General features: G+C 59.9%; 13 protein-coding genes and 2 pseudogenes. 3 read left to right on the top strand and 12 right to left on the bottom strand.

All coding sequences use genetic code 11. From position 1 onward, the window contains the following. Positions 1-390: 390 nt before the first annotated feature. From HWX25_RS31835 to HWX25_RS31810, 6 genes and pseudogenes are all read right to left on the bottom strand, one after another. Complete coding sequence (locus tag HWX25_RS31835) at positions 391-906, bottom strand: DUF6398 domain-containing protein (RefSeq protein WP_175912527.1); 516 nt, start codon at positions 904-906, stop codon at positions 391-393. Positions 907-929: 23 nt separating this feature from the next. Next, complete coding sequence (locus HWX25_RS31830; RefSeq protein WP_006405224.1) at positions 930-1283, bottom strand: hypothetical protein; 354 nt, start codon at positions 1281-1283, stop codon at positions 930-932. Positions 1284-1309: 26 nt separating this feature from the next. Beyond that, positions 1310-2023 carry a YecA family protein gene (locus HWX25_RS31825; protein WP_175912525.1) on the bottom strand — a complete coding sequence of 238 codons (714 nt, stop codon included), beginning with the start codon at positions 2021-2023 and terminating at the stop codon, positions 1310-1312. Between the two features lie 119 nt (positions 2024-2142). After that, positions 2143-3339: pseudogene (locus HWX25_RS31820) on the bottom strand (Tn3 family transposase); the annotation flags it as partial. A 62-nt stretch (positions 3340-3401) separates the two neighbouring features. Next, positions 3402-4537 (bottom strand): IS3 family transposase gene (locus HWX25_RS31815; RefSeq protein ID WP_175912523.1). Its coding sequence is split into 2 segments (ribosomal slippage): positions 3402-4282 and positions 4282-4537, totalling 1137 coding nucleotides; the frame shifts between segments, so codons are not numbered across the junction. An 89-nt stretch (positions 4538-4626) separates the two neighbouring features. Next, a pseudogene (locus HWX25_RS31810) lies at positions 4627-6396 on the bottom strand (Tn3 family transposase); the annotation flags it as partial. Between the two features lie 145 nt (positions 6397-6541). On the opposite strand from HWX25_RS31810, the gene HWX25_RS31805 reads away from it, so the two are divergent. Then, the gene (locus tag HWX25_RS31805; protein ID WP_175912521.1) at positions 6542-8242 is read left to right on the top strand and encodes a site-specific integrase; all 1701 of its coding nucleotides are present in this window, start codon (positions 6542-6544) and stop codon (positions 8240-8242) included. A 106-nt stretch (positions 8243-8348) separates the two neighbouring features. Here HWX25_RS31805 and istA read toward each other — a convergent pair whose 3' ends face one another. Next, entirely contained in the window at positions 8349-9899 is a 1551-nt protein-coding gene (gene istA / locus HWX25_RS31800) for an IS21-like element ISBmu3 family transposase (RefSeq protein WP_175912519.1), read from the bottom strand. Between the two features lie 48 nt (positions 9900-9947). On the opposite strand from istA, the gene HWX25_RS31795 reads away from it, so the two are divergent. After that, entirely contained in the window at positions 9948-10085 is a 138-nt protein-coding gene (locus HWX25_RS31795) for a hypothetical protein (protein ID WP_017924734.1), read from the top strand. Between the two features lie 256 nt (positions 10086-10341). Here HWX25_RS31795 and HWX25_RS31790 read toward each other — a convergent pair whose 3' ends face one another. Beyond that, on the bottom strand, positions 10342-10797 hold the full coding sequence (locus HWX25_RS31790; RefSeq protein WP_175912517.1) for a hypothetical protein: 456 nt from the start codon (positions 10795-10797) through the stop codon (positions 10342-10344). 195 nt (positions 10798-10992) lie between these two features. On the opposite strand from HWX25_RS31790, the gene HWX25_RS31785 reads away from it, so the two are divergent. Next, a complete protein-coding gene (locus tag HWX25_RS31785) occupies positions 10993-11472 on the top strand; it encodes a hypothetical protein (RefSeq protein ID WP_175912515.1) in 480 nt (159 codons plus the stop codon). Positions 11473-11479: 7 nt separating this feature from the next. Here HWX25_RS31785 and HWX25_RS31780 read toward each other — a convergent pair whose 3' ends face one another. The 4 genes from HWX25_RS31780 to HWX25_RS31765 all read right to left on the bottom strand — a co-directional run bounded on the left by HWX25_RS31780 (position 11480) and on the right by HWX25_RS31765 (position 15974). After that, positions 11480-11767 carry a PAAR domain-containing protein gene (locus tag HWX25_RS31780; protein ID WP_105392861.1) on the bottom strand — a complete coding sequence of 96 codons (288 nt, stop codon included), beginning with the start codon at positions 11765-11767 and terminating at the stop codon, positions 11480-11482. 13 nt (positions 11768-11780) lie between these two features. After that, positions 11781-12722 (bottom strand): T6SS immunity protein Tli4 family protein, encoded by a 942-nt coding sequence (locus HWX25_RS31775; protein WP_244138823.1) that lies wholly within the window; start codon positions 12720-12722, stop codon positions 11781-11783. A gap of 119 nt (positions 12723-12841) precedes the next feature. After that, on the bottom strand, positions 12842-14698 hold the full coding sequence (locus HWX25_RS31770; RefSeq protein ID WP_244138822.1) for an alpha/beta hydrolase: 1857 nt from the start codon (positions 14696-14698) through the stop codon (positions 12842-12844). 61 nt (positions 14699-14759) lie between these two features. Then, on the bottom strand, positions 14760-15974 hold the full coding sequence (locus HWX25_RS31765; protein WP_175912512.1) for a type VI secretion system Vgr family protein: 1215 nt from the start codon (positions 15972-15974) through the stop codon (positions 14760-14762). Positions 15975-16085: the final 111 nt, after the last annotated feature.

The following is a 16085-nucleotide window of genomic DNA, read 5'->3' as shown; positions in this document are numbered from 1 at the left end:
GGAACCCCTCGGCTATATCCCGCCCGCCGAAGCTGAGGCAAACTACTATCGGCAACTTGAAACAGCTACCACTGAACCCGCATTAACTTAAACCAACCAGCCTCCATGATTCCCGGGGCGGTTCATCGCACTGGTCGACGAACAGTCTCAGGGAAAAATCGACGGGGTCATGAGCATGGGTGATGCCGACCTAGCCCCAGCGATGATGTCGAGCACCTCAAGTTCCCGATGCGCTGATCGCCCCGCCCTGACGGAACTACCTGGGGGCGCTTCAGAAAACGGAAAATAATGCACGTTTAGCCCGCGCTACCGATTGGGCGAGCCGGTGAGTCCGATCAAAGTCGAAGGGGGCGCGGGCAGCGTACGTGCTGGTCTCAGGGTCGCCGCTGACTAGTGGTCGTCGGGTACGAATGGGATGACGCCCTGGCGGAAGGCTTCTTCCTGCAATTTTCGTGGGATACGGCGCGCGTCAACGATCAGGCCATCAATTTCGATGAGCCACGCCAGTGGATTTCTGGCAAGCTGACTGGGAAGCGACCAGCGAGGATCGAGTTGGCCGATCTTCAAAAGTTTGAGAATTGCCCCTGAGCGAGCTGAACCGGTCTGGGTGCTCAATCCGAAGTGTGCGCACAGTGCATCTGCGCGCATGTGTGGCTTCTGAGATTTGTCGAAAAGGAAGTTGATTCGCCCGATCGCGTAGGCAACGCCGCAAGCCCAAGAGCGTGCAGGACCGGTGGCCAAAGGCGATGGTCGCTTGCGACATAGGGTGGCAACGAGACGCCGGCAGAGGTCGCGGTATTCATCGGTCAGATGCTCGGTGCACAAGGCATCCGTCAGCGCTGTGATTTCGTGATACCGGTCTTGCATGGCGATCGGCACTCGCTCGCCAGGAAGGGTTGGCTTCATCAGATTCGCAGGGTTCGTATGAGTCAGTTGCCCAGTTCCGCGAGCCCCTGAACATCGCCCTCCCGCTCGACCAGGCGCAGCCACGTGTCCAGCTTTTCGCTGCTGCCGTCAAGCAACCGGTCAACCAAGGTCCGGTCGTTCGCCTTGCCCAGCATATTATGCAACCCTAAATAGGCCACAAGAAGATGATACATTGCGCAGCGCAAATCATCACGGTCGCCTTGGCAGCGACGAGCGTAGCGATGCAGATCTGCAATGGCGAGCCCAAGTTTCTCACCCACGTACGAAAGCGGAACGCCGTCACGATCCTGCCGTGACGTGTAGGCGGGGCCGTTCGCGTTCAGGGGCAGCCCTGCATCATCCGGTATCTGGGGCATTACGCGTCTCCGTTTGTACTATCTGATCAGTGAAACGTCGGTGGATTGGTCAGGCAGCAATACTTGTACTTGCGACCACTACCACACGGGCATGGTTCATTTCGGCCGATCTTTGGTTCGTCACGACGCACGGGGGTGCGTCCTGAAATGCTTGCCAATGCATGCCGGTGGGGCTCGAAGTAGCGGTACATATGAGTCAGCCCGGCAATTATCGTCTGCAGAAGTTCTTCGCGATTTTCTGCAGGTATCGGCGGAGGCCTCATCTGTGGGTCAGAATCGTGCTCATGATGCAGCATCATGATCGCGACGATCGGTCCGCCATGGTCCTCGCTGTGGATCAGTTCACCCCAACTCGCGGACCGTAACTGCACACCGCGCATGAAGCCGTGCGCCCAATCGTTGGCTGGAGCTGTGCCATCTTCACGTTCGAGCAATACGGGAAGGTACACGTTCGGCTCATGCAGCGTCTTCAGCAGTTCCGTGCTGATCGTGTTCCAGTGACGCATGAGCAACCCGATAATTTCGGTGGCCTGTCCATCGCTTTCAAACGAGAAAGCGTCCCCCCATATCTGCGGGAGATACTCGCTGGGCAACACGATGTCTGGTCCGCAAATCAACGCGGCGAAATAGCCGTCGAGCGTTTCGATATTCATCGCAGCATCACCGATGGAGTCGAGAAACGCGGCAAGACGGTCGAATTCGTCATCGGCAAGCGGCAGGTTGGACGTCAGGCTATTCACGGCAGATTTTCTCTTCGCGGGTCGAAGTGACTATGACTGGTGATTATACGGTGTCGAGTGCGCCGGACATGGCACCGGAATCGATCGGTCTTGCCGCAGGTCATGGGTGCTGTACTTGGTTATATGCCAGGCAGCGGCCGCAGCGGCCTGAATTTACCGACCCCGATTTTCCGGTCCCGCTGCCACACATAGTCGCCCGTCAGATTGATGTGCTCCCAGCCCAGCGGCGACAGAAATGGCAGCAGCGTGGAGTCCGCCGGCACGCCCCGCGCAGACATGGCCTCGATCGCTCGCTCGAGATACACCGTGTTCCAAAGGACGATCGCCGCGGTTACCAAGTTCAAGCCGCTCGCCCGATAGCGCTGCGCCTCGAAACTACGATCGCGGATTTCACCCAAGCGATGGAAAAATACGGCACGCGCGAGCGCGTTGCGGGCCTCCCCCTTGTTCAGGCCCGCGTGCACGCGGCGGCGCAGTTCGACGTCTTGCAGCCAATCGAGAATGAACAACGTGCGCTCGATGCGGCCGATTTCGCGCAGCGCCACGGCAAGCCCATTCTGTCGGGGGTAGCTGCCGAGCTTGCGCAGCATCAGCGACGCGGTGACCGTACCTTGCCGAATCGACGTCGCCAGACGCAGCACCTCGTCCCAGTTTTTCCGGATATGTTTCTCATTGTACGTGTCGCCGATCATTGCCGAAAGCGCGGGATAGTCCTTCACGCTGCCAGGCACATAGAGCTTCATGTCATCGAGATCGCGGATACGTGGCGCGAATCGAAACCCGAGTAAATGCATCAGTGCGAAGACATGATCCGTGAAGCCGTTGGTGTCGGTGTAATGTTCCTTGATGTGCAGATCCGACTCGTGATACAGCAATCCGTCGAGCACATAGGTCGAGTCGCGCACGCCGACGTTTACGAGATTCTGATGAAACGGCGCGTACTGATCGGAAATGTGCGTATAGAACATCCGTCCCGGCTCGGCACCGTACTTCGGGTTGATGTGTCCGGTACTCTCGGCGCGGCCGCCGGCGCGAAAGCGCTGCCCGTCCGACGACGATGTGGTGCCGTCGCCCCAATGCGTGGCGAATGGATGAACGTACTGCGCATTAACCAGCTCAGCAAGCGCTTGCGAGTAGGTCTCGTCGCGGATATGCCACGCCTGCAGCCACGACAACTTCGAATAGGTCGTGCCTGGACACGCTTCGGCCATCTTGGTGAGGCCAAGATTGAGCGCATCGGCAAGGATCGTCGTAAGCAGCAACGTCTGGTCCTTCGACGTTTCGCCGGTCTTCAGATGCGTGAAGTGGCGGGTAAACAGAGGTGGCCTCGCTCATTCGGACAGTTTTCTGAGATTTTTAAGTGGAACGTCCGAGGCAATCATGCTGCCGATTTGATCGCAGGCAGCGTCGCGAAGTATGCCTCATCCGGCGTCTGATCCTCCAGGCTCGAATGGGGCCGTTTCCGGTTGTACAAATCAATGTATTCGCCGATGGAGCGCCGGGCGTGGCTGACCGACTCGTACGCTTTCAAATAGACTTCTTCGTACTTGATGCTGCGCCAGACTCGCTCGACGAACACGTTGTCGCGCCAAGCCCCTTTGCCGTCCATCGACAACCGGACCTGTCGGCCCAGCACGGCGTCAGTGAACGCGCCCGCCGTGAACTGACTGCCCTGATCGGTGTTCACGATGTCCGGCAGCCCGTAGCGGGCAAACGCTTCCTCCAGCGCCTCAACAGCGTGCGAGGCTTCCAATGTGATGGCAACCCGGTGCGCGAGAATCTTGCGGCTCGCCCAGTCCACCACTGCCGTCAGGTACACGAAGCCGCGAGCCATCGGAATGTACGTCGTGTCGAGGGCGAACACCTGATTGGCCCGGTCGATCTTCATGCCGCGCAGCAGGTACGGCCAGATCTTGTGCCGCGCGTTGCGGCGGCTCGTGTTCGGCTTGCAGTACAGCGCTTCCACGCCCATGCGCTTCATCAGCGTGCGCACACGCCGGCGGCCGACTTCATGGCCTTCCCGGCGTAACAGACGCGCCAGCATCCGCGCTCCGGCAAATGGAAACTCCATGTGCAATTCGTCAATCCGTCGCATCAGCAACTGATCCGCTCCGCTCACCGGCTGTGGCCGGTAATACACGCTCGATCTCGCCACACCGACGAGACGGGCCTGCTGCGCAATCGGCAAAGTGTGCTTACGGTCGATCATTTCTTTGCGCTCAGCAATCCCGCCTTGTCGAGCGCGCCGCTTAAAAAATCATTTTCCAGCGCCAGTTGCCCGATCTTCGCATGCAGCGATTTCAGATCAACCGGTGGCTCGTTCGACGGCGCTCCGCCCGCCCCGAACACGTCCGCCGCGCGCTCCTGCAATTGCCGTTTCCATTCCGTGATCTGGTTCGGGTGCACATCGAATTGCTGTGCCAGCTCCGCCAGCGTCCGCTCGCCCTTGACCGCAGCCAGAGCCACCTTCGCCTTGAACGCCGCTGAGTGCGTCCGTCGGGTTCTCTTCGTCATTTCTCGGATTCCTTTGCCTGCATTATCGCCGGCTCAGGCCCTGGCCGTTCCACTTATCCCGTTGTCTGAATTTGCGCGGCCACCTCTAACCCTGTCCACGCGTCGACCTCCATCAGTAGCTCGGTGATTTTCACGCGCGGCAGCATGAGGGACGTCTGATCGATCAGCTCTTGGGCGACATCGGGTACCGCTGCGTCCAGTGGCGAGATCTTCAGTCCGGATTCGGTGAGAATTGCGTCCGGCAAATCGTTTGCTGCAGCGAGGCGGTTGACCGTTTCCAGGCGTTTCGCCAGAAGTTGTCGACGTTCATCAAGATAGCGATCGCAGTCCGTCATGATCGGCAACGGGAGACTGTTCAGCTGCCGGATGGTTTCGAATTTCTCGGTGGGCAACAAATATTCTTCAAAGTCTTTGAACTGCCTCGAGCCTTGAACCCAGACATCGCCCGAGCGTAGGGCATTTTTCAGCTCAGCCAGGGCGCACAGCTCATAGTATCGGCGGTCGACGCCGGTCTCGGTTACCACGAGCGGCTGCCAACGCGGTTTGATAAATGCTGTCGGTACATCAGCGGGCAAGCGTCGCGCACCGTCATTGTCTGCGGCACGAATGGCGTCAATGGCGGCCATCACATCCATCGCGGCAGGTGCTGCACGAAGTTGCAGGACCTCCAGGAACGCCGGCACATATCGGCGCAACGTCGCATAATGATCGCCGATCTCATGCAGAAAATCGAAGGCTTCAGGCTGGGCCAATTGCTCGGCCTCCGTCACGTTCTTCGTGAAGGCATCCCACGACATGACCGATTCGATTGCCTTGAACGCATCGTTGCCATCTTCCCGCGCCTTGAGTAAGGCTCGTCCGAGCTTCCCGAACAGTCTCACCTTGTCGTTGATGGATTTGCCGGAGCGGTGAAACTTCTGCTGATGCTTTTTCTTGGCTGCGTTGAACAGTCGACCGATAATTCGATCATGCAGATCGACGATTTCGTCGGTAACCGTTGCGCTCGCCTCCAAGACGATCGCCACCAGCGTGGCATGGCGGCGCCGCACTTCGAATTTCGCCAGGTCGTGTGGCGTCATCTGCGCGCCTTCTCGGGCAATCTTGAGCAGGCGGTTGCGGTGAACGAGCCTGTCCAGTCCGGCCGGCAGGTTGATACCTTGTAGCACTTTCAGGCGCTCGATGTGCTGAAGCATTTGTCTCGAACTTGCCTTGCCCGGTGGCTGCCGTAACCACGCGAGCCAGGTCAAGCGGCCATCAGCCCGGCGCTGCAACAGCAGATCGAGTCGTTGCCGCTGCTCGTCGGAAAGCGGTTCCGTCAGGACGCCGTATATCCGGCGGGTCGCACGCGTAATTGCTTCAGCGCAGATGCGCTCAATAACGTCAGCTCCGGGTAGCAGGATCGCCTGCCGACGTAAATGGTCAATCAGCGCCTGCGCGAGTACGATGCCCTTGTCGGTCTGCATTGCCAGATCGACGAGTGACTGCACTGCTGCGCGATAGTTGGCGACAGTAAGAGGCCGGAGCTGCAGGGCAGATTGCAATTCGATCGCGTGTTCGCGACGGGTCTGGTCCCGCTGCCCGTAGGCCGTCCACTGGTCAGGGCTGATGTGCAGTTGCTGGCAGATGAACTGCAGCAGCTCGGACGGGGGCGTTGCGCCAGACGGCAAGGTGATGCCCGGATAGCACATGTAGCAAAGCTGCACTGCGAATCCCAAGCGATTGGCGGCGCCCCGGTGCTGCTTGATCAGCGATAAATCCGCTTCGCTGAACGTGTAGTGACGAATCAGATCGTCCCGGTTATCCGGAAATGCAAGCAGGCTGTCTCGCTCGGCAGCCGAGAGAATGGTCCGACGTGGCATGACGGGATCGGCGCGGGCGGAGATGGCGCAGCTGTAGGGCTCCGATTCCAGCGCTCATGGATTCAGGAAGATCGCAGTGTAATGCGTTCCAGGGAAATAATAGCTATTATCACACTAGCATCTTTTATACTCGTAACCTGATTCCATGAAAACGCGCCAGTCTCGCACCGCCGTCGACGTGCCGATCGGACCAGCCTTTCCGAATGCCGATTCGCTTGCCGCGTTGCGTGGCTGGTACGCTGGACTGGACTCACGTGCGGCCGTGGGCCGCTATCTGTCAGACTACCGGATCCCCGGGCAATCCTCACGTGCACTTATTGGTCGTATCCGGCGGCAACTGATCGAAATTGCCGTGAATCGACACCGACCAGACCTGGCTGCCGTGTTTCGGCATGCCGCCCACGAACGACAGCGCCATGCGAGCGCCGTTGAACGCGCCATCGAGATACTGCGTGCTTTGCCGGTGCCTCAGCCGCAGATTACCGACGACATCGATCAATGGCTTGCGCCTCGCACTGCAAAGGTGTTGAGCCGACACGGCTTGCGCACGCTCGCAGATCTCACTGTCCGGATCCCGCGCCGACGTCGCTGGTGGGCCAGGATCGATGGCCTCGGCATTACCGGCGCGCGCCAGGTCGAAGCGTTCTTCGCCGCGCATCCGCAACTGACCGAACGCGCCCGTGCGCTAATTGCCGTTGCCCAGCCAGCCACGATCGTGCCTTGGGAACAGTTACGCCTGCCGCACGAAGTGGATGGATCGACGGGTGCATTCCGCGCGCCGCGCGAGGCATGCACGCTCAATGCCACCAACGATTACGAGGCCGTGCAAGCCTGGCTCGCGCTGCACGAAACCGCTGCAACCCAGCGGGCCTACCGCAAAGAAGCCGAACGGCTGATCCTGTGGGCGATCGTCGAGCGCGGCCGAGCGTTGTCGTCGCTCACAACCGACGACGCGATCGCCTATCGGGCGTTTATTCGACGGCCGACACCTCGCGAACGGTGGGTCGGCCCGCCGCGGCCGCGCAATTCAGTCGAGTGGCGACCGTTCTCAGGCGGTTTGTCGGCCCGTTCGTCCGCCTATGCACTAACCGTACTATCAGCATTGTTTCGCTGGTTGATCGAGCAACGCTACGTGCTGGCGAATCCGTTCGCCGGCGTTAAAGTTCGCGGGCATGCGTTGCGCCCGGCGCTCGACACCACGCGCGGCTTCTCCGAGGGCGAGTGGCTGTTGTTGCGCACGATCGCGGATGGCCTGGAGTGGTCGTATGGCTGGTCGGTGCCGGCAGCGCAACGACTACGATTCCTGCTCGACTTCGGTTACGCGACAGGCCTGCGGGCCAACGAGCTGGTGGGGGCGACGCTCGGCGACGTGCACGTTGACGAGCGCGGCGATCAATGGCTTCACGTGACCGGTAAGGGTGGCAAGCGCGCCCGTGTAGCGTTGCCGCCGCTGGCACGCGACGCACTCGATCAATGTCTCGTACAGCGCCAGTTGTCGGTCACGCCTGAACAATGGAATCCCCGAACATCATTGGTGGCCAACCTCGGCGAGGACGGCGACGCCGGTATTGTTGGCGCGCGACTGTGGCACGTCATGCGTCGGTTTTTTCTGCAAGCTGCCGATATCATCAAGTCGGCTCACCCCGCGCTCGCCGAAAAGCTGCAGCGGGCAAGCCCCCACTGGATGCGTCATAGCCATGCCAGCCACGCCCTCGCTCGTGGCGCTGGATTGACGACGGTTCGCGATAATTTGCGCCATGCATCGATCGCGACAACATCAATGTACCTGCACGGCGACGATATCCTGCGCGCCCGAGAGATCAATCAGGCGTTCGGACGACGGTAGCATCGCGCCGGCCTTAGCGTGCAATATTTTCCGTTTTCTGAAGCCTCCCCTTCAGGGACTTGAGCTGGGTTAAGGTTTGCTGCATCAACATCGCGACCTCCTTGGGTCAGTGGTAATACTCGGGCCCGCGCACGTTCTCGTGATCGGGCGAATGCCATTCGGTGGACGGAATCGGGAGCATCGGCTGTCGGTCCAGGCCGGATTCGAGGATCGACAGCACGGAGCGGCGGGTCGGCGAACCGATCACGAGTGCCCGCTGGCAGGCGGCTTCCAGCCGTTCCTTGCCGTATTTGAGAGAGAGCGACAGCAGCCCGAGACAGGCGCGATACCCCATCTCGGGATGGGGCCGGTTGGTCAGCAGGTGTTTGACGATCGCTTCAGCACCGGGACGGACGGAGGCGCCCCAGTTCAGTAATCTTCCAGGCGTCCATTCCATGTGGGCACGATGTGCTGCCGGCATGTGCTCGGGCAACGTCGTATGCTTGTTCCGAAGTCGACTGCGGGCATGGGCGGCGACGCGCTTGCCACGGTGCAGGATCTCGACGCCGTGGCGCGTCACGCGGGCATAGACTTCCTGACGCACGAGGCTGTGCGGGACGCTGTAATAGTGGTGATCGACTTCGACGTGGTAGTCGATGTTGACGCGGCACTTCACGAAGGTCGCGATCTCGTAGCGGCGTGCCGGCAACGGGCGCAGCGCCGGTCGATCGAGTCGCTCGAACCATTCGCGACGGTTGCCGTCGAGCTTCTTGAACGGGCGCCGGTTCAGGTCGGCGATCAGTTTGCCGATCGCCTTGTTCAGCTCGGCCAGACTGTAGAAGCGGTGGTTGCGCAGCCGAGCGAGGATCCAGCGCTCGACGATCTGTACGCCGACCTCGACCTTCGCCTTGTCCTGCGGCTTGCGCGGCCGCGCCGGCAACATGGCGGTCGCGTAGTGGTTCACGAAGTCCTGCGTCGTGTTGCCCAGCACCGGTTCGTACCGGTCGGCCTTGGCGATCAATGCCTTGGGGTTGTCGGGCACCAGCAGTTCGGGAACGCCACCGTAGAATTCCAACGCGTCGATCAGGCTGCCGATCCAGTCGGGCATGGCCTCGGAACGCGCGGCACATGCATAGGTGTAGTTCGAGGCGCCGAGGACGGCCACGAACACGTGGGCCTTGAACGCGACGCCGCCGTCGCGGCCAAGAATCGGCACGGTCTGTCCGGCGAAGTCGGCGAACAGCTTCTCGCCGGCGCGGTGTTGCTGGCGCATCGAGCGCTTCAGCGCCGCGGCCCAGTCCTTGTATCGCTGGCAGAACTGCGTATAGCGGTAGGTGCGTTGGCCGGGGTGGGCCTCGACGTACTCCTCCCAGAGCAGCTGCAGCGTCACGCCCTTGCGGCGTAGGTCGCGGTGCATCGCCGCGTAATCCGGTTCGACCCGCCGGGTCGGGGCCGCCGTTTCCTCCGGCAGGTCCAACCTGATCTCGAGCTCGTCGTCGGCGAGCGGTTCGACAGCAGCCCAGTCGAGGCCGGCCGCGCTGGCGCGTGCGGCGTATGCCGAGATGGCGCCGACGCTGATGCCGATCGCGCGGCTGATCTGGCGGTGCGACAGGCCGCACGCCCACTTCAGCCGCAATACTTCCTTCAGTTTGCGCATGCTCATCCGATGTGCCGGCATCAACCTGTCCCCTAAAAAGAGACAAGGCTAACGCCCGTCGTTGATCACATGCGCAACACCACCCCCGAGCCGGAACGGCCATCCCGTTTCGGTCGCGTGATCAGCTGTTTCGGTTCGCTGATCACTCATTCCGGGAACGTGATCACCCGTTTCGGCAAGATGATCGCTCGTTTCGGAAACCGGTGATCAGCGATCACCTTCGACCGAAACGACCGATCACCATCAATCGGAACCACTGATCACGTTCAACCGAAATCGCTGATCACGTTCGCCGAAATACGCAACTTGAGGTCGAGCAGCGTGCCACGCATGTGCCGTAGGTTGGTTCGTTCTCGTCGCTTTCCAGCGGCAGGCGGTCACTAAGGTTGGGGGAGAAGCGTTTGGCGCCCGTGTCCGTGCAGATGATTGGGCAGGCGGCGGGCGCGGGTAGCACGGGGGCCGGTTACCAAAACTCGACACCCCGCGCGGCGGCTCGTTTGTACGCTGCTGCGTGAAAATCCCTCAGGCCGAACGCTCGGCGATTAGTGTCCAAGGGGCAGATGGCCGCGGCCTCGACAACAAATCGAGCTGGCGCGAACCGATGTTGATCGGTCGGGTTGCGGCGCACCCATCCGTGCACGCCCCACGCGTCGATTAGACCTCTATTAGCGAGCAGCCGGTCGAACGCATCGACCCGCTCGAGGAAGCAGGCGCGCGTGTTCTCGTCTGAGAACACGTCGGTTGCCACGGTTGCGAGAGCGATTTCGTAGGGGCCGGGATCCATTCCGTAAAACGAAATCAGCATTTCGCGAACCTCCAAGATGCGACGAGCGTCGATCAACACCTCGCCATCGTAGATTGCGCCGGCCAGCTCGAAGGCTGTACAAAACAAGCGCGGCATCAACAAAGGGACGATCACGATGCCTCCCGTAGTCGTATCGAATACGGTATAGGCGAAGGGCGGCTCTCACGGCAAGCAGTCCCGATTTGTTGCTGGATCGCGGGCTGCCCCCGAGCGTTCCCGCGCGCACTTCACCCATCGTGGGGCGCAGTCGATCATGGCAACGGTTTGCGCTATCCTCTAGCGGTGATCGTGTGAACCAGACAACACTCCATGCTGATTCGCAAACAAGGACGCCTAGTCAAGTTGGTGCGCATCGAACCGCCGAAAGGGGCCGCCGCAGTCGCGCAATCGCAGCCTGGCGGCCGAGGTGCACGCCGTATAGTCGGATCGTTTCGCGTCGACGAACCCGTGCCGCCGGCGCTAGTCCAAGCGTTGAAACGCGACGAACGCAGTGCGCTCGCGTGCTGGCTCGCCGTGTATCAAGAAGAGCAGGCGCGCGCACGAGCTCTACCGGTACTGGCGAAAGCTCCCGAGCATTTTGAAGCTGTCATTGCAGCGCTAGAGGCAGCAGCCGACACGTTATCGATCGAGGACGCGGATCAGCTGTGGGCCCAATTGCAAGCCATTGCGCGTATGTTGAAGCGGGCGGGCCACGTACGCCCACGAGTGGCGCGGCAACCGCCGACGTCGCCACCTGGCCAGCGAGATTTCTTCGGTGAATCGAACGAGTTCGAGCAGCCCGCCGAATAATGTGCGGCTACGTGTCTGTGTATGAGGTCGACTGCGAGGCAATGAGCTTCGGGGGTGGTGTGCACTTGCAGATGCAGAGATCATCGCTTAGAGCGGCTTGGCGGCCGTCTGGGCCAGTCATCGAGTGACGCGGCCCATCACACTTGATCACCCCTATCGAGCTACAGGCCGGGCACATGACCGGATCGTTCTCGTACGCTTGCTCGCGACCATTCAGGAGGTCGCCGGAGTCGCCCCCCTGAACGACTCCGCCTGCCGTCGTCGAGTCCCCCTTGACGATATCAAAGCGCTTCATGATCGACCTCGGATCACTTAGAACCGCGATAGTGGAAGCTCTTGAGGACCGCATCCCAGGCTTGCGTGGCCTGTGCTAGATCGACCGGCGACGTCGCTTCGGAGGCTGGCGTACCTTCATCAGGTGCCGCGCCAAACAGCAGCTGCACGCTCAGGTTGGGTTTTGACGGATCACCTGGTACGCCCGGCGAGAACAGGAAGAAGTGATACGCCTGGATGCCATCGCCGTGAATATGCACCGCGAGCTCTTCGGCTTTCATACCTGCGACTTCGCGGCTCTCTTTTCGCAGAACTTCGGTGTTTCCTGCGTATTGCTTGAGCGTCGCATCAGCTTTCGAGAGGGTTTCCAAGAACGAGGTTTTGCCATCTCCTTCGACCGATTCTCGCATCGTCACAATGAAGTTCGACGGCCGCCCATGGACCAGGCGCGCGGCAACCGATGCGTCGAAGCCAGGCATCGGTTTCCCGCCGATCGCTCCCCCTTGGAAACAGAATGCGCCATCTGACGGGACATCCCAATCCCCTCTCGGATGTATGTTCCGCAGAATCTCGGAGACATTCGAGATGGCCGACTGATCGTACTTTGCACCAAATCGATTCTTCAAGACAAAGAGCGTGCCGTTCGATTCAGCATACCCTTCAACGTCATACACTAGATCTTCCGGCTTGTCGTCATAGCGACCGTAGACAAAGAGCCGTGAAGTTGCAGTCGGCTCCACAGTTTGGTGAAGCCACGGGGTCTTCGTCGAGGCGAACGCCTTGTGTGGATCTTCACGCATCGAAGTCCGAAGCTCCTGTTCCCGCTTACTGACGCGGGTCACGAACTCGGACTGACTGACATTGGGGACGGGCTCGATGGAATAGCCCATATACTTGTAGTCCTGAACGTACACGTCGGTCGCGTGAGGAAGATCAACCGCAAATCGACCAATACACCAGGCACGGGTGTCGGTCATAACCGGTTGCGACATAGAGGACTCCGATGGTTTCTGCTGTGTACAGGCGACCGCGCCAAGCGCTGCGATCGCCAACGGAAGAATGATGCGATGAACTGGACGTATCAAATTTCCCATGTCTAGGTTTCTATCGATTTCACGATTTTCACTACACTGTATAAGGTGGCCCATCGAGCCCAAGGGTGGGTGTAGCAGCCTTGATGATCGAATCCGCGTTGCTCGAAGGCGACTTGTACGCCTTCGGCAATACCACCGGCAACGCCCGGCTTGAGACCGCGCGCGACTGCTTCTCCCGACCACGACGGGACCGTCCCGTCGCCGGGAATGAAGCCGTGGCCCGCAGCGTCGGGGGCTTCTTTCGATTTCTTTACCGCCATCAGCGTGACCGGCTGATTTTTCACCAAGATACGAATCGTCCCAATACCGTCGTCGCTCAGGAGTTTTGCGTTGATTACGTCGGCCTCCGTGACGCCCGGAGGGAAATCACCTTGCCAGATCACATTGCCCCACGTCAAAAGTTTGTAGGGGTCTTCGGTACGTTCGACCCGCTTGGGAAGTTGAGCCGTCATCCCGGTCCGCGCGTCCTTGACTGTTTCCTTCTGGTTCTGGTTCAGCATCCCGTTCCCATAGAACGCGTACGTGTTCTTATGGTACCTGTTGACCAGCTTCGTTTGTCGCCTAACGACCTCGACCATTGAAGACCTGAAGTCCTGAGCGACAGAAACGGCCGGGGTGTTGGTCGCCAATCGCGCCTGTGTGATGCCGGCGGGATCGATAACGGAAGGTGATTGGTCCGGGACCAGTGAATACCAATCGGTCGTGCTGAAAAGCGAGATCGAGTCGCCCGGCCTTGGCAGCGCCATCACTGTTTGACGCTTCATATTCTGGAAGATCCACCACGGCTCGGAGGCATGATAATCAGGCATCGGCAGCAGTTCCAGTGGGCCCTGGGCGTTGGCGGAAATGGCGGTGAACTCGCGGCTGTTATAGCCGGCAAGGACCTTGTTCAACCAGGCGTCCTCGCCCTCACCGCCGGCGCGGAACCGACGCGCGGCAAGCGGGGCGCCAGTCGCAGGCTGCGCGCCGTGAATTACGCCATGCATCAAACCTTCGTTGCCGGCAAGAACGCACGCCATCCGAGCTACGAGCCCGCCCATCGAGTGGGTGATGATGATCGCTTTCGTTACCTTGTTCTCGGCACAGATCTCCTTGATCCCCATCAATCGCTGCACCTTCCCGTTTTTCGGGTTGGGGCAGTTGACGCCGTTGACTACATCCATCGCGGATTTTTCGTTTGACTGAATCCAGTTGTAACCGATGGCATAAACAGGGTAGCGATATTTTGCGAACTTCTTGAACTCGTCCGAATCGGCTTTGATAGGGTCGGCGGCTTTGCCAAATGCGCCGTATTCCTTTGGGTCCGTGCCGAGCAACGGCTTTACGGTGAAGTCTTGGCCGTTTCTGTCTGACGCAACCCAATAGCCGGAGATCTGGCCATTGTAGTAGGGGTGATTCAGCTGGAACTCCAGCCATGCGAGCGATGAGTGATAGCTGTCCATGTGGACGCTGCCCCAGCCACGCCGACGCGCTTCATCGTTGCCAATGTCACAGCCGTAGGCATTCACACGGCCGAGTGGGGTCACAATCGCCTGGGTGGGATCGTAGTTCGCTTGCCTCTCGCTGAGCGACTGGTGCGTCGCGTGATACGCGAACATGGCCCCGGAGGCCGTATTGTTCGGCGGGTCCCACACCGGCTCGCCGGTCTTTTTGCTTATCAACAGGGAACCCATAACTCCCGGAATGAAGATGATCGGAATCGCGGGCCGTGGATCGCATTGAACGACTTTGTTCCGCCGATCCGAGTCAGGTGTGAGCGTCGCATTCGTGCATTGCTTGCCGTCGGCGCCATGGGTCGCGTTCAGCGTCACTGAGTCGGGCTTTGCGGCATTGCTGCCTGTACTGTTGTTGTTGCTCATACCTTGGTCTCGTAGTCAGTCGTTCGGGCTGCAGTGTGTGGATCGTTGCACATCGAGCGCGCTACAAACCGGTGCTGGGAAACGGGAGGATTCGAATCTGGACGTTTTCGACGTCGTGGCTCTGCTGCACGATCGTCCTGCCAAGCTCGTCGGTCGTGCCGCTGATGACGGTGCCGTCTCCACGTACGATCTCGTATGGGTGGTTCGCGAGCGCTTCCCCGGTAATCTTGTTGTGCAGGATGTAGGGATCGTTAAACGCAGTCTTCGGCAAGCTGTTCATGTGCTCTGCCACGGAGCTGGGACCCTGACGGCTAAATGCTGCGGATTTGATTGTCCGGGCACCACGTGTCCCGTCTTCAATGCCTTCTGCGTTCAAGCGAATATAAGAGCCGCCGCACTTCAAGATGATCTCGACCTTTGCTTCGATCGTCACTCGACCTTGGTTGCTCGTGACGGTGACATCGCGGTCAGCGAAGAGTGACATCGCATCCGATTGCGCCGCGATCTCGACCTTGCCCTTTGCTGCAAACAGCTTCATGCCGGCCTTCTGAACGAACAGGCTGATCTTCTCGACTGCTGCGGCGACAAGCGATTTACCAGCGACAACGTTTGCTGTCTCGCCGCTCATCAGCGTGAGTTGCTTGTCGGCGGAGAGTTGTCCGCTGCTTTGTGTTGAGACCGCGACGCCCGCCGGGCTCGCGATCAGCACGACGGGCTGACTGAAGCCATTCGCGTCGCCCGTTCCGCCACCGTCCGTGCGGCCACCGGTCCCAGTCGCGCCAGTCAGCGGATGGCGGATGGCAGAGACAAAATCCTTGAGCGCCTTCTCGCCGTCCTCCAACGTTTCGGCTTGGGCGGTAGTACTTGCGTTTGAGAGGGATTCAATCAACAGCTGGGAACGGCTGAGCTGGTCGGTCGGTTGATCGATCGCCAAGGGCTGCCCGTCCGCCGCCGGGTGGCTGGACACGTACAGACCTTTCCCGGCTCGAATAGCCCCATAAGCGGTCGACTTGAGGTCAAAGCCGTTGCCGAGAAGGGCGCCGCGTGTGTTGTCCTTCTGCTGAATGAGATAGCCAAGGTGCAGGTGCGAGTCGTAACTAGTCGAGTAAAGGTGCACACGGCTCTGGCCGGTCGAATCATCCATCACCAACTGATTGAAGCCGCCGCCGCTGTACTCTTTCGATCGAAAGCCGGATAGGAGGCCATTCGTATGCCACACCGGTTTCGTTGCGCCACCGTACATCCGCGAGATGATCACCGGACTGTTGATTTCCACCGAGTCTTAACCCACCGATTTCATCTAAATCTGACCCACCCCGAGACAGCGTAGTACATCTATTCCGGTGTGGATAACTCTTCGTTACCTGCTGGTTTTGCCGCTCTTTTT

Source organism: Burkholderia sp. BCC1640, assembly GCF_902833125.1.
Taxonomy (GTDB): domain Bacteria; phylum Pseudomonadota; class Gammaproteobacteria; order Burkholderiales; family Burkholderiaceae; genus Burkholderia; species Burkholderia diffusa.
Note: the sequence above shows the minus strand (reverse complement) of the source record. Positions and strands in the feature narration are given on the sequence as shown.

Coding starts and splice junctions, on each gene's coding strand:
- HWX25_RS31795 (WP_017924734.1), top strand. CDS start 9,948: ATGCGCAACACCACCCCCGAGCCGGAACGGCCATCCCGTTTCGGTCGC.
- HWX25_RS31805 (WP_175912521.1), top strand. CDS start 6,542: ATGAAAACGCGCCAGTCTCGCACCGCCGTCGACGTGCCGATCGGACCA.
- HWX25_RS31835 (WP_175912527.1), bottom strand. CDS start 906: ATGAAGCCAACCCTTCCTGGCGAGCGAGTGCCGATCGCCATGCAAGAC.
- HWX25_RS31830 (WP_006405224.1), bottom strand. CDS start 1,283: ATGCCCCAGATACCGGATGATGCAGGGCTGCCCCTGAACGCGAACGGC.
- HWX25_RS31785 (WP_175912515.1), top strand. CDS start 10,993: ATGCTGATTCGCAAACAAGGACGCCTAGTCAAGTTGGTGCGCATCGAA.
- HWX25_RS31780 (WP_105392861.1), bottom strand. CDS start 11,767: ATGAAGCGCTTTGATATCGTCAAGGGGGACTCGACGACGGCAGGCGGA.
- HWX25_RS31775 (WP_244138823.1), bottom strand. CDS start 12,722: ATGACCGACACCCGTGCCTGGTGTATTGGTCGATTTGCGGTTGATCTT.
- HWX25_RS31770 (WP_244138822.1), bottom strand. CDS start 14,698: ATGAGCAACAACAACAGTACAGGCAGCAATGCCGCAAAGCCCGACTCA.
- istA (WP_175912519.1), bottom strand. CDS start 9,899: ATGCCGGCACATCGGATGAGCATGCGCAAACTGAAGGAAGTATTGCGG.